General features: G+C 71.5%; 10 protein-coding genes. 3 read left to right on the forward strand and 7 right to left on the reverse strand.

Annotated features, from left to right (window positions below; genetic code table 11):
- Window positions 1–37: 37 nt before the first annotated feature.
- Window positions 38–1,672: an alkaline phosphatase D family protein gene (locus tag ABD269_RS20285; protein ID WP_344119700.1), complete on the forward strand. Its 1,635-nt coding sequence runs from the start codon at window positions 38–40 to the stop codon at window positions 1,670–1,672.
- 159 nt (window positions 1,673–1,831) lie between these two features.
- Here ABD269_RS20285 and ABD269_RS20290 read toward each other — a convergent pair whose 3' ends face one another.
- The gene (locus ABD269_RS20290) at window positions 1,832–2,458 is read right to left on the reverse strand and encodes a dienelactone hydrolase family protein (protein WP_301888067.1); all 627 of its coding nucleotides are present in this window, start codon (window positions 2,456–2,458) and stop codon (window positions 1,832–1,834) included.
- 71 nt (window positions 2,459–2,529) lie between these two features.
- On the opposite strand from ABD269_RS20290, the gene ABD269_RS20295 reads away from it, so the two are divergent.
- A complete protein-coding gene (locus ABD269_RS20295; protein ID WP_301888064.1) occupies window positions 2,530–3,594 on the forward strand; it encodes a mechanosensitive ion channel family protein in 1,065 nt (354 codons plus the stop codon).
- A 3-nt stretch (window positions 3,595–3,597) separates the two neighbouring features.
- Here ABD269_RS20295 and ABD269_RS20300 read toward each other — a convergent pair whose 3' ends face one another.
- The 5 genes from ABD269_RS20300 to ABD269_RS20320 form a co-directional block, all read right to left on the reverse strand.
- Window positions 3,598–5,190: a Na+/H+ antiporter gene (locus ABD269_RS20300; RefSeq protein ID WP_344119706.1), complete on the reverse strand. Its 1,593-nt coding sequence runs from the start codon at window positions 5,188–5,190 to the stop codon at window positions 3,598–3,600.
- Between the two features lie 134 nt (window positions 5,191–5,324).
- Entirely contained in the window at window positions 5,325–5,807 is a 483-nt protein-coding gene (locus ABD269_RS20305) for a GNAT family N-acetyltransferase (protein ID WP_344119708.1), read from the reverse strand.
- Window positions 5,804–6,745: an RluA family pseudouridine synthase gene (locus tag ABD269_RS20310; RefSeq protein ID WP_116211237.1), complete on the reverse strand. Its 942-nt coding sequence runs from the start codon at window positions 6,743–6,745 to the stop codon at window positions 5,804–5,806. The genes ABD269_RS20305 and ABD269_RS20310 overlap by 4 nt, the downstream gene beginning before the upstream one ends.
- A 71-nt stretch (window positions 6,746–6,816) precedes the next feature.
- Window positions 6,817–7,374, reverse strand: a complete 558-nt coding sequence (gene lspA / locus ABD269_RS20315) for a signal peptidase II (protein WP_301888057.1) — start codon at window positions 7,372–7,374, stop codon at window positions 6,817–6,819.
- Between the two features lie 89 nt (window positions 7,375–7,463).
- On the reverse strand, window positions 7,464–8,147 hold the full coding sequence (locus ABD269_RS20320) for a TraR/DksA family transcriptional regulator (protein ID WP_344119710.1): 684 nt from the start codon (window positions 8,145–8,147) through the stop codon (window positions 7,464–7,466).
- A 474-nt stretch (window positions 8,148–8,621) separates the two neighbouring features.
- On the opposite strand from ABD269_RS20320, the gene ileS reads away from it, so the two are divergent.
- Complete coding sequence (gene ileS / locus ABD269_RS20325) at window positions 8,622–11,780, forward strand: isoleucine--tRNA ligase (RefSeq protein ID WP_344119712.1); 3,159 nt, start codon at window positions 8,622–8,624, stop codon at window positions 11,778–11,780.
- Between the two features lie 169 nt (window positions 11,781–11,949).
- On the opposite strand, the gene ABD269_RS20330 is transcribed toward ileS, so the two are convergent.
- Window positions 11,950–13,152, reverse strand: coding sequence for a DivIVA domain-containing protein (locus tag ABD269_RS20330; protein WP_116211241.1), 1,203 nt, complete (start codon window positions 13,150–13,152; stop codon window positions 11,950–11,952).
- Window positions 13,153–13,189: the final 37 nt, after the last annotated feature.

A 13,189-nucleotide genomic window follows, 5' to 3' on the forward strand; every position in this document is an offset into this window, starting at 1 on the left:
ACGTCCTGCGCCTTACCCGGAGGTAAGGTGATCGCCCGTGATCGAAAACGACCGGATATCGCGCCGCACCGCCGTCACGGCCGTCGCCGCCTCCGCCGCGCTGCTCCCCTTCGCCACGGGCCCCTCGGCCCACGCCGCGGCCGGCGGCCCCGCGTTCCTGCACGGTGTCGCCTCGGGAGACCCGCTCCCCGACGGCATCCTGCTGTGGACGCGCGTCACCCCCACCCCGGACGCCGTCCCCGGCTCCGGGCGCGGGCCCGCCGTCGAGGTCGGCTGGGAGGTCGCCGAGGACGAGTCGTTCGGCCGGGTCGTCGCCCGGGGCACCGCCACGGCCTCGGCCGCGGGCGACCACACCGTCAAGGCCGATGTGCGCGGCCTGCGTCCGGCCACCACCTACTGGTTCCGCTTCGGCGTGGGCGAGGTGCGCTCCCCCGCCGCCCGTACGCGCACGGCGCCCGCGCGCGACGAGGCCACCGCGGGCATCCGCTTCGGCGTGGTGTCCTGCGCCAACTGGGAGTCGGGCTGGTTCGCCGCGTACCGCCACCTCGCCGCACGCCGCGACCTGGACGCGGTGCTGCACCTCGGCGACTACATCTACGAGTACAAGTCCGGCGAGTACCCGGCCGCGAAGTACGTCGTGCGCCCGCACGAGCCGGCCCACGAGATCGTCACGCTCGCCGACTACCGCACCCGGCACGGCCGTTACAAGACCGACGCCGACCTCCAGGCGCTGCACCACGCGCACCCGATCGTCGCCATCTGGGACGACCACGAGTTCGCGAACGACGCCTGGTCGGGCGGCGCCGAGAACCACACGCCGGGCGCCGAGGGCGACTGGTCGCAGCGGATGGCGGCGGCGAAGCAGGCGTACTTCGAGTGGATGCCCGTACGGCCCTCGGTCGAGGGCACCACCTACCGGAAGCTGCGCTTCGGCAAGCTCGCCGATCTGCACCTGCTGGACCTGCGGTCCTTCCGCTCGCAGCAGGTCAAGGCGGGCAGCGGCAAGGTCGACGACCCGGAGCGCACGCTCACCGGCCGCGCCCAGCTCGACTGGCTCAAGGCGGGGCTGGCCTCCTCCGACACCACATGGCGCCTCGTCGGCAACCCCGTGATGATGGCCCCCGTCGCCTTCGGCGCCCTGCCCGCGCACCTCCTGGAGCCGATAGCCAAGCTGCTCGGCCTGCCGACGGGCGGCATCACCGTCAACACCGACCAGTGGGACGGCTATACGCACGACCGGCGCGAGCTCCTGGACCACCTCTCCGGCCACGCCGTCCGCAACACCGTCTTCCTGACCGGCGACATCCACATGGCCTGGGCCAACGACGTGCCGAAGCAGGCCGCCACCTATCCCCTCTCCCCCTCCGTCGCCACCGAGTTCGTGGTGACCTCGGTGACCGCCGACAACCTCGACGAGACCCTCCACGTGCTGCCGCACACGGTCTCGCTGCCCGCGGCCGGCGCGATCAAGGCCGCCAACCGGCATGTGAAGTGGCTGGACATGGACTCGCACGGCTACGGCGTCCTCGACGTCACCGCCGAGCGGGCACAGATGGACTACTACGTCCTGTCCGACAAACGAAAGCGGGACGCGACGGTGTCCTGGGCCCGCTCGTACCGGACCCTGTCGGGGACCCAGCAGGTGGAACGGGTGAAGGCGCCGGTGCGCTGACGCTTGGTCCTCGAACTCAGGACGGGCTGATTTCGCTGGCTACGGTCCGCGAAATCCAGCCCGTCCGGCGTTTGAGGACCGGGGTCTGGGGCGGAGCCCCAGTTCGGGAAGGGGCGGGGTGGGGAACAAGCCCGCCGCAGGCGGCAACCGGCCCGCAGCCTAGCCCGCGACCTCCGCCAAGAACCCCAGCACGACCCGCCAAGCCGAATCCGCCGCTTCCGCGTCGTAATCCGGCAGCTCCGGGTCCGTGAAGAGATGCCCCGCCCCCGCATAGCGATGCACCTCAACCTCCGCCCCCGCCCGCCGCATCCGCAGATACCAAGCGTTCAGCCAGTCATGCGGCTCGAACGGATCCGGGTCCGCCACATGCAACTGCACGGGCAGCTCGTCCACGGACGCGTCCTCGGCGAGATCGGACGTGCCGTGCAGGAGCAGCAGCCCCCGCGCCTTCTCGTCGCCCAGGGCCAGGTTCTGCGCGATCGACCCGCCGAGCGAGAACCCGGCGTAGACCAGTCCGCGGTCCGACAGGGGCGCCACCGCCGTGATGGCACGCTTCAGCAGCTCCTCCTTGCCGATCTCGTCCTTGATCGCCATGCCCTCCTCGACGGTGTCGGCCGTCCGGCCGTCGTAGAGGTCCGGTACGTGCACTTCGTGCCCGGCGGCGCGCAGCCGCTCCGCGGCGGCGTGCACGGCCGGGCGGAGGCCGTAGGCCGAATGAAAAAGGACAATCGTGGTAGAGGACGCCACTGGAGTCACTTCCCTTACAGGTGGATCGCGTGCCCCCATCGTGCCAGTTACGGTCGGAGTCGAGCGCCCACCGGTGAGCCGCGGCCCGGCCGGAAGGAGCTGAGGTGTCCATGGAGGGCGTACTGCGTCCGCTGTCCGTCATCGGCGGTGCACTGGTCGTCACCGTGATCGTGGGGTGGATCGCGGACCAGGTGCTGCGCCGGATCGACGCGCGCAGACCCGACACCCCGCTGTGGGGCCTGCTGCGCCGCGCCCGGCTCCCGTTCCGGCTGGTGCTGTGCGCGGCCCTGCTGCGTGCCAGTTACCCCGCGGCCGGGCTCACGGCCTGGCATCAGAAGGCGGTCGGCCAGGTGCTGAGCCTGGTGCTGATCGGGGCGTGCGCCTGGCTGGTGGTGCGGCTGGCGGTGGCCGTCGTCGAGGCCATGTACGCGCGCTACGCCGCCGCGGCGCCCGACCCGGCCCGGGTGCGCAGGGTGCGTACGCAGGTGACGCTGATCCAGCGGATCGTCACCGCGGCCGTCTGTGTGGTGGCGGTGGCGGCGATGCTGCTGACCTTCCCCGACATGAAGACGGTGGGGACGTCGATGCTGGCCTCGGCCGGTCTGATCGGCATCGTCGCCGGTGTGGCCGCCCAGTCGACGCTGGGGAACATCTTCGCGGGGCTCCAGATCGCCTTCGGCGACGTGGTGCGCATCGGCGACACGGTCGTGGTCGGCGGCGAGTGGGGCAAGGTCGAGGAGATCACGCTCACCTATCTGGTGGTGACCACCTGGGACGAGCGGCGCATCACGATGCCGGTGTCGTACTTCACGGGCAGGCCGTTCGAGAACTGGTCGCGCAACAACCCCCGGATGACCGGCACGGTCTTCCTCCACCTCGACCACTCGGCCCCCATCGACCTCATGCGCGAGCACCTGCACCAGGTGCTCAAGGCGTCCCTGGAGTGGGACGAGCGGAACTGGAGCCTGGTGGTCACCGACACCACTCCGACCACGATCCAGGTGCGGGCGCTGGTGACCGCGAAGGACGCCGACGACATATGGGCCCTGCGCTGTGTGGTGCGGGAGCAGCTGATCGCGTGGCTGCGGCGGGAGCACCCGTACGCGCTGCCGCGGGTGAACACCGCGCCCGCGCCCGGCGTGCCGGACGCTCCGGAGGGCCCCGGGGCGTCCTGACCGTCAGCCGCCGCGCAGGCTCCGTACGTCCAGGTGGCGCAGCACCCGGTCGACCACCTCGGGGTCGGCTCCGGGTTCGCTGCGGGCGGCGAGCACCTCGTGGCGGGCCGCGGAGAGCATCTCGCTCTGGATGCGCTGGACGGTGCGGATCCGTTCGACGCGCTGGGCGTGGGCCTCGCGCCGTTCCTCGTCCAGCATGTCGGGGCTGATGCGGGCGCCGACGTCGTACGCGCGCCGCTTGAGCTGCTCCACGAGGTCGTCGGGGAGCTCCTCGCCCTGCTCGATCTCCAGGAGCCGGAGCTTTGCGGCCTTGGCGGCGCGGACGGCGAGCCGACGGGCGAATTCCCGCTCGGCGTCGGTGTCCGACTGCACGCCCAGCAGCCGGACCAGCCAGGGCAGGGTCAGGCCCTGGACGACGAGGGTGGCCATGATGACGGCGAAGGCGATGAAGAGGATCTCGTCGCGGGCGGGGAAGGGCGAGCCGTCGTCCATGGTCAGCGGGATGGCGAGGGCCAGGGCGACGGACGCGACCCCGCGCATCCCGGACCACCACATGATCACGGTCTCGCGCCAGCTCAGCGGGATGTCCTCGTCGATGTCCCGGCGGCTGTGCAGCTTCTTCGCCAGCCAGGCGGCGGGCAGCAGCCACAGCAGCCGTACGCCCACGACGACCCCGACGACGGCGGCGCTGATGCTCAGCATCTCGCCCCAGCGGCCCGCGGCGACGCCGACGACGTGGTGGAGTTCGAGGCCGATGAGGCCGAAGGCGACACCGGTGACGAGGGTGTCGACGACTTCCCAGAAGGTGTGGCCGGCGAGCCGTCCGAGGACGTCGTCGGCGTCCATGGCGTACTCGGCGAGGAAGAGCGCGGAGGTGAGCACCGCGAGAACGCCGGAGCCCTTGAACTCCTCGGCGAGGACGTACGAGACGAAGGGGACCAGCAGGGTCAGGCCGATCTGGAGCGTGGCGTCGCCGAGCAGGTCCATCAGCCGCTTGGCCGCCCAGCCGAGCGCCAGTCCGACGGCCACGGCGACCACGGCGGACAGCACGAACTCGCCGAACGCGCCAGGGATCGAGAAGCTGCCGCTCACGGCCGCGGCGATGGCCACGTGGTAGAGCACGATGGCGGTGACGTCGTTGAAGAGGCCCTCGCCCTCCAGGATCGACACGAGGCGACGCGGCAGTCCGAGTGAGCCCGCGACGGCGGTGGCGGCGACCGGGTCGGGCGGGGCGACGAGCGCGCCGAGCGCGACGGCCGCGGCCACCGAGATCCCCGGGACGACGGCGTTGGCCACCACGGCGACGGCCGCTGTGGTGACGAACACGAGCGCGACGGCGAGCAGGAAGATGGGCCGCACGTTGGCCGTGAACTGCCGCCACGAAGTGCGCTGCACCGAGGCGTAGAGCAGGGGCGGCAGCAACAGCGGAAGAATGAATTCCGGCGGTACGTCCACATTGGGTACGAAGGGCAGCAGCGCGAGGACGATCCCGGCCAGCGTCATCAGCACCGGCGAGGGCAGCCCCAGCCGGTCCGCGAGCGGCACCATGACGACCGCCCCGATGAGCAGGACGAACAACAGGGCGAGCTGATCCACGGGGGCCCTCCGGGCGATATGACCATATTTCGATCAGGCCCAGCCTGTCATGGGCTCCGTGAGGCGGCTCGGGAGGGTCGGCGCAGGCCGATTGCCGCCTGCGACGGGAGCGGCCGGCGGCCGGGCGCCAGGCGTCAGAGCGCCTTCACCATCGCCCGGTGCGGAATCCCGCTGCCTTCGTCGAAGACGGGCCCGAACGCCTCGTACCCCAACCGCTCGTAGAAGCCGAGCGCGTGCGTCTGCGCCTCCAGATAGACCCGGGTCAGCCCCAGCCGCCGGGCCTCCTCCTCCACGGCCCGGACGAGGATCGCCCCCAGCCCCGTGCCGCGCGCCGCACGGCCGACCGCGAGCCGGCCGAGGACGGCCGTGGCGTCGTCGGTCACACCCGCGTGGCCGTACTTCTTCCGGGCGGGCGCACCGTGCAGGAAGCGGACCGTGCCGACGGGCCCGGCCGGGCCGGAGGCCAGGAAGTGGACGGCGTGCGCGTCGTACGCGTCCATCTCCTCGGCCTCCGGGACGCCCTGCTCGGCCACGAAGACCTCACGGCGCACCGCGTGGCAGCCGCCCAGGTCGTCGGGGGCGACGACGCGGACGGTCACGGGCGCCGCCGCGCTCATGAGCTCTCGGCCCGGATGATCTCCAGGGCGTGCCGCAGGTCTTCCGGGTACTCGCTCTCGAACTCCACCCAGCGCCCGTCCTCGGGGTGCTCGAAGCCCAGCCGGACGGCGTGCAGCCACTGGCGGGTCAGCTTGAGCCGCTTGGCGAGCGTGGGGTCGGCGCCGTAGGTGAGGTCGCCCACGCAGGGGTGCCGGTGCGCGGCCATGTGCACGCGGATCTGGTGCGTGCGCCCGGTCTCGAGCTTGACGTCGAGGAGGCTGGCGGCGCGGAACGCCTCGATGAGGTCGTAGTGCGTCACGGACGGCTTGCCGTCGGCGGTGACCGCCCACTTGTAGTCGTGGTTGGGGTGGCGGCCGATGGGGGCGTCGATGGTGCCGCTCATCGGGTCCGGGTGGCCCTGGACCAGCGTGTGGTAGCGCTTGTCGACCGTGCGCTCGCGGAACTGCTGCTTGAGCAGGGTGTAGGCGCGCTCGGACTTGGCGACGACCATCAGGCCGGAGGTGCCGACGTCCAGGCGGTGCACGATGCCCTGGCGCTCGGCCGCGCCCGAGGTGGAGATGCGGTAGCCCGCGGCGGCGAGGCCGCCGATGACGGTGGGGCCGGTCCAGCCGGGGCTGGGGTGCGCGGCCACGCCGACGGGCTTGACGATCACCACGATGTCGTCGTCGTCATGGATGATCTCCATGCCCTCGACGGGCTCGGCGACGATCTGCACGGGCGCGGGGGCAGCCGGCATCTCGACCTCCAGCCAGGCACCGCCGGTCACCCGGTCGGACTTCCCGGCCTCGGCCCCGTCGAGCTGGACCTTGCCCGCGGCCGCCAGCTCGGCCGCCTTGGTGCGGGAGAAGCCGAACATACGGGCGATGGCGGCGTCGACACGCTCACCTTCGAGGCCATCGGGTACGGGCAGGGCGCGGATCTCGGGAATGGTGCTCACCCGTCGAGTATGACGGACGGGTCCGACAGGCCCGCACGGCAGCATCCGTACGGACCCCGGCGGGGACGCTCTCAGTCGGTGTGGACCGTGCCGTCCGGGTCCAGGCCGCGGAAGGAGAGGATCACGATCAGGAAGCCGCCGCAGACGATCGCGGAGTCCGCGAGGTTGAAGACCGCGAAGTGCGCGGGGGCGATGAAGTCCACCACGCCGCCCTGGAAGCCGCCGGGCGAGCGGAAGAGCCGGTCGGTGAGGTTGCCGAGCGCGCCGCCGAGCAGCAGGCCGAGCGCGATCGCCCAGGGCAGGCTGTAGAGCTTGCGGGCGATGCGGGCGATGACCACGATCACGGCGGAGGCGATGACCGTGAAGACGATCGTCATGGCCTCACCGATGCCGAAGGCCGCGCCACGGTTGCGGATCACCTCGAACTGCAGCCAGGTGCCGAAGACCTCGATCGCGTCGTGGTGCTCCAGCTTGGCGACCACGAGCAGCTTGCTGCCCAGATCGAGGAGGTAGGCGAAGGCCGCCACCACGAGGAGCGCCCCGATGCGCCGCCCGCCCTTGACCCCGCCGGGCGCGTCGGCCGCCGCCCCACTTCCGGGCGTGCCGGTGGTCTGTTCCGCCTCTGTCACGTGAGTCCTTCGACGTCGTCCCGCGCTCGATGGGGTTGTCAGGGCCACCCTGACTGAGGACGAGGGTACGGCACGCGCGCGGGCGCGGGTCAGCGGCGTTCCTGGCGCTGCTTGCACTCCACACACAGGGTGGCCCGCGGAAACGCCTGCATGCGGGCCTTGCCGATGGGCTTGCCGCAGTTGTCGCAGAGCCCGTACGTACCGGCGTCGAGCCGCTCCAGGGCGTGCTCGGTCTGCACCAGCATCTCCTGGGCGTTGGCGGCCAGGGCCAGCTCGTGCTCCCGGGTGATGTTCTTGGTGCCGGTGTCCGCCTGGTCGTCGCCGGCGCCGTCGCCGGAGTCGCGCATCAGCCCGCTGATCGCCTCCCCGGAGGCGGCGATCTCGGCCCGCAGCCGCAGCACCTCGCTCTGCAGCTCCGAGCGCGCCTCCGCGACCTCCGCGGGCGACCAGGGCTCCTCCCCGGGCCGTACGGCGAGCTCCCCTGGGGCGGACGGCGCGACGGGTTTCCGCGCGGGCGCGGCCTTGGCGGCCTTCTTGGCGGGTGCGCCCGCCGCCGGAGCGCCGGCCTTCTTGGCGGGTGCCGTCTTCTTGGCCGCCGCCTTCGCCGGTGCGGCCTTTTTCGCCACCGCGGCCTTCTTCGCCGTCGTCTTCTTGGGTTTCGCCTTCTTCGCCGATGCCGTCTTCCCGGCCGACGCGGCCTTCTCCGCGGGCGCGGTCCCGGCCGCCTTCGCCGGGGCGGCCTTCTTAGCTGGAGCGGTCTTCTTCGCCACCATGGCCGCGACCCCTTCACATTTTATGATCTAGCGCGCGAATCGTGCCGGAACGATAAGTCTCCATCGGGCACGCGGCAACGGGGCACGCCGGTCTCCACCGTTGTGCCCCGCCCCCGGCCCTGTAATCGGCGCCCGCACGGCCCCCGCCGATATCCGGTGGGCCGTTGTCGTCGCGGGCCCGTACACTGGGCGCAGCGAGAGGCGTGGAAGGGACGAGTAGCGCCGCACGCAGCCAGGAGCGACTCGGGGACGGTGGGAGCCCGGGGGCGTGCGCGGTGTGAAGATCAGCCCTGAGCCGCCGGAAGAACGCCCCGGGTCCTGCCCGGCAGGTCAGTAGAACCGGCATCGCGGCCCAATGAGGGGGCCACGGGCGCCAGCCCGCGGCCAAGGAGGGTGGTACCGCGGGAGCACCGTGCAACGGCTCTCGTCCCTCCGACGGACAGCGCAATGACGTCCCGCCGGAGGAAGCACCCGATGAGTCCGCAGCCGCAGTACCGCCAGGTACCCGCTCAGGTGGACCTGCCCGCGCTCGAGCACGCCGTGCTCGATTTCTGGCGCGAGAGCAAGGTTTTCGCCCGTAGCCTCGAAGAGTCCGAGGGCCGCCCCGAGTGGGTGTTCTACGAGGGCCCCCCGACCGCCAACGGCATGCCCGGTGCCCACCACATCGAGGCCCGCGTCTTCAAGGACGTCTTCCCCCGCTTCCGCACGATGCAGGGCTACCACGTCGGCCGCAAGGCCGGCTGGGACTGCCACGGCCTGCCGGTCGAGCTCGCGGTCGAGAAGGAGCTGGGCTTCAACGGCAAGCAGGACATCGAGAAGTACGGCATCGCGGAGTTCAACGCCAAGTGCCGCGAGTCGGTAACCCGGCACACGGACGCCTTCGCCGAGCTCACCACCCGCATGGGCTATTGGGTCGACCTCGACGATGCGTACCGCACGATGGACCCCGAGTACGTCCAGTCCGTGTGGTGGTCGCTGAAGGAGATCTTCAACAAGGGCCTGCTGGTCCAGGACCACCGCGTCGCCCCGTGGTGCCCCCGCTGCGGCACCGGCCTGTCGGACCACGAGCTCGCGCAGGGCTACGAGACGGTCGTCGACCCCTCCGTCTACGTCCGCCTGCCGCTGACCTCGGGCCCGCTCGCGGGCGAGGCCGCGCTGGTCGTCTGGACGACCACCCCCTGGACCCTGGTCTCCAACACCGCCGTCGCCGCGCACCCCGACGTCCGCTACGTCGTCGCGACGGACGGCACGGAGCAGCTCGTCGTCGCCGAGCCGCTGCTGGAGAAGGCCCTGGGCGAGGGCTGGACGGCCACCGGCGAGTCCTTCACCGGCCGTGAGATGGAGCGCTGGGCCTACCGCCGCCCGTTCGACCTGGTCGAGCTGGAGGGCGCCAACTTCGTCGTCAACGCCGAGTATGTGACGACCGAGGACGGCACGGGTCTGGTCCACCAGGCCCCCGCCTTCGGTGAGGACGACCTCCGCACCTGCCGCGGTTACGGCCTGCCGGTCGTCAACCCCGTCCGCCCGGACGGCACCTTCGAGGAGGGCCTCGCCCTCGTCGGCGGGCAGTTCTTCAAGAAGGCCGACGAGGCGCTGGTCGAGGACCTGTCCGCGCGCGGCCTGCTCTTCAAGCACGTGGCGTACGAGCACAGCTACCCGCACTGCTGGCGCTGCCACACCGCGCTGCTCTACTACGCGCAGCCCTCCTGGTACATCCGCACCACGGCCGTCAAGGACCGGCTGCTCCAGGAGAACGAGAAGACCAACTGGTTCCCGGAGTCGGTCAAGCACGGCCGCTTCGGCGACTGGCTGAACAACAACATCGACTGGGCGCTCTCCCGCAACCGCTACTGGGGCACCCCGCTGCCGATCTGGCGCTGCGAGGACGACCACCTCACCTGTGTCGGCTCGCTGGCCGAGCTGACCGAGCTCACCGGCAGCGACCAGAGCGCGCTGGACCCGCACCGCCCGTACATCGACGACGTCACCTTCACCTGCACCGCCGACGGCTGCTCGCACACCGCCGTCCGCGTGCCGGAGGTCATCGACGCCTGGTACGACTCGGGTTCCATGCCCTTCGCGCAGTGGGGCTACCCGTACAAGAACAAGGAGCTCTTCGAGAAGCGCTACCCGGCGCAGTTCATCTCGGAGGCCATCGACCAGACCCGCGGCTGGTTCTACACCCTGATGGCCGTGGGCACCCTCGTCTTCGACAAGTCGTCGTACGAGAACGTGGTCTGCCTCGGCCACATCCTCGCCGAGGACGGCCGGAAGATGTCCAAGCACCTGGGCAACATCCTCCAGCCGATCCCGCTGATGGACCAGCACGGCGCCGACGCCGTCCGCTGGTTCATGGCCGCCGGCGGCTCCCCGTGGGCCGCGCGCCGCGTCGGGCACGGCACGATCCAGGAGGTCGTCCGCAAGACGCTCCTCACCTACTGGAACACAGTCGCCTTCCAGGCGCTCTACGCCCGTACGTCCGGCTGGGCGCCCTCCGCGTCCGACCCGGCCCCGGCCGACCGACCGCTGATCGACCGCTGGCTGCTCAGCGAGCTCAACGCGCTGACCGACCAGGTCACCCAGGCCCTGGAGTCCTACGACACCCAGCGCGCGGGCAAGTTGCTGTCCTCCTTCGTGGACGACCTGTCCAACTGGTACGTGCGGCGCTGCCGCCGCCGGTTCTGGCAGGGTGACGCGGCCGCGCTGCGCACCCTGCACGAGGTCATCGAGACGGTCACCCGGCTGATGGCGCCTCTCGTGCCGTTCATCACCGAGCGCGTGTGGCAGGACCTCGTGGTCCCGGTGGACCCGGAGGCCCCCGAGTCGGTGCACCTGGCGACCTGGCCGCAGGCCGACACCGCCCTGATCGACCCCGAGCTGTCCCAGCAGATGCTGCTCGTGCGCCGCCTGGTCGAGCTGGGCCGCGCCACCCGCGCGGAGTCCGGCGTCAAGACCCGGCAGCCGCTGTCCCGCGCGCTGGTCGCGGCCGCCGGCTTCGAGGCCCTGGGCCCTGAGCTGCGCGCCCAGATCACCGAGGAGCTGAACGTCTCCTCGCTCGCCTCCCTCTCGGAGGTGGGGGGTTCGCTGGTCGACACCACCGCGAAGGCCAACTTCCGGGCGCTCGGCCGCCGGTTCGGCAAGGGCGTCCAGGCCGTGGCCAAGGCCGTCGCCGAGGCGGACGCCGCGGCGCTGTCGCTGGCCCTGCGCGAGGGCACCGCGTCCGTGGTCGTGGACGGCGAGACCGTGCCGCTCTCCCCCGACGAGGTCATCATCACCGAAACCCCGCGCGAGGGCTGGTCGGTGGCCTCCGACTCGGGCGCGACGGTGGCCCTCGACCTGGAGATCACCCCGGAGCTGCGCCGCGCGGGCCTGGCCCGTGACGCGATCCGGCTGATCCAGGAGGCCCGCAAGAACAGCGGCCTCGACGTCGCCGACCGGATCGCCCTGCGCTGGGTCTCCTCGGAGGAGGAGACCACCACCGCGCTGGTCGAGCACTCCGGACTCATCGCGGACGAGGTGCTCGCCACGGACTTCTTGAACGAGCACAGCGCATCCGGCGAGGCCGACGGCTCCTACGGCGAGTCGTTCGAGGACGAGGGTCTCGGTCTGACGTTCCGCCTCCGCAAGGCGTAACGAACCCACAAGAGCCGGTCGTCCGGGAGTTGCACACTCCCGGACAACCGGCTCTTTGCTGTCTTCCACCGGTTTGTTCCACCCAATGGGGGACATACGGGAAAACGGGCCGGGCCCGGGACAGATGTCCCGGGCCCGGCCCGCTGATTGCCGACGGCGGCGCCGCGGCTTAGTTGTCGTCCTCGTCGATCAGGAAGCCGCGCATCGGCGACGGCGCCTGCTGCATCGGCTGCTGGCCCTGCGGCCGGACCGGTGCCATCGGCTGGGTCATCGCCGGGGACATCTGCTGCTGACCGCCGTACGACGGGGCACCCATCGAGGTGTTGCCACCCATGGAGGTGTTACCGCCCATGGACGGGTTGCCGCCCATGCTGTGGCCACCCATGCCCGCACCTGCCGAGGCCATGGACCCGCTCATCGACGGGGCCGCGGGCAGCGACGGGGTGTTGGGGTTGCGCGGCGGGGCCAGCGAGTCGTCCGCCTGGTTCTCCAGCTGACGCAGCTGGCTCTCCAGGTAGGACTTCAGACGCGTGCGGTACTCACGCTCGAAGCCGCGCAGGTCCTCGACCTTGCGCTCCAGCGTGGCGCGGGCGGACTCCAGGGAGCCCATCGCGACACGGTGCTTCTCCTGCGCGTCCCGCTCCAGGGCGTCGGCCTTGGCGCGGGCGTCCCGCTCCAGACCCTCGGCCCGGCTGCGCGCCTCGCCGACGATCTTGTTGGCCTCGGAACGGGCCTCCGCGATCGCCTGGTCGGCGGTCTGCTGAGCGAGCGACAGCACACGAGCGGCGCTGTCACCGCCCGGTCCCTGACCCGGCTGGGGCAGCTGCGGGCCGGGGCCACCCATCGGACCGTTCTGGCCCATGGCGTTCTGACCCATGGGGCCGTTCTGCCCCATCCCGTTCTGACCCATGCCGTTCTGGCCCATCGGGCCGTTCTGTCCCATGGGGCCGCCCATCGGGCCACCCATCGGACCGTTCTGTCCCATCGGGCCGGGACCGTGCGGGCCCTGGGGACCGTGGCCGTGACCGCCGGGGCCTGCCGGAAGCTGCGGGGCACCGCCCGGCAGCTGCGGCGGGCCGCCCATCTGCTGTTGCTGCGGCACCGGCTGCGGTCCGGATATGGCGGCGGGCACCGGAGCGCCGGGCCGTTGGTCCTGCGGCTCGGGCTTGCGCATTCCCTGCTGCTGGTTCTGCGCGGCGGCACGCGTGGCGGCGGCCAGCTTGGCGCGCAGGTCCTCGTTCTCCCGGAGCAGTCGGGTCAGTTCGGCCTCGACCTCGTCCAGAAAGGCATCGACCTCGTCCTCGTCATAGCCTTCTCGGAGACGGACGGTCGTGAACTGCTTGTTCCGCACGTCCTCGGGGGTCAACGGCATCTCTTCTTCACCTCAACGTAGTCGTCGGCAATCGGCA

This window comes from Streptomyces blastmyceticus, assembly GCF_039521185.1.
Classification (GTDB): domain Bacteria; phylum Actinomycetota; class Actinomycetes; order Streptomycetales; family Streptomycetaceae; genus Streptomyces; species Streptomyces blastmyceticus.

Coding starts and splice junctions, on each gene's coding strand:
- ABD269_RS20290 (WP_301888067.1), bottom strand. CDS start 2,458: ATGGGGGCACGCGATCCACCTGTAAGGGAAGTGACTCCAGTGGCGTCC.
- ABD269_RS20305 (WP_344119708.1), bottom strand. CDS start 5,807: ATGAGCGCGGCGGCGCCCGTGACCGTCCGCGTCGTCGCCCCCGACGAC.
- ABD269_RS20320 (WP_344119710.1), bottom strand. CDS start 8,147: ATGGTGGCGAAGAAGACCGCTCCAGCTAAGAAGGCCGCCCCGGCGAAG.
- ileS (WP_344119712.1), top strand. CDS start 8,622: ATGAGTCCGCAGCCGCAGTACCGCCAGGTACCCGCTCAGGTGGACCTG.
- ABD269_RS20295 (WP_301888064.1), top strand. CDS start 2,530: ATGGAGGGCGTACTGCGTCCGCTGTCCGTCATCGGCGGTGCACTGGTC.
- ABD269_RS20330 (WP_116211241.1), bottom strand. CDS start 13,152: ATGCCGTTGACCCCCGAGGACGTGCGGAACAAGCAGTTCACGACCGTC.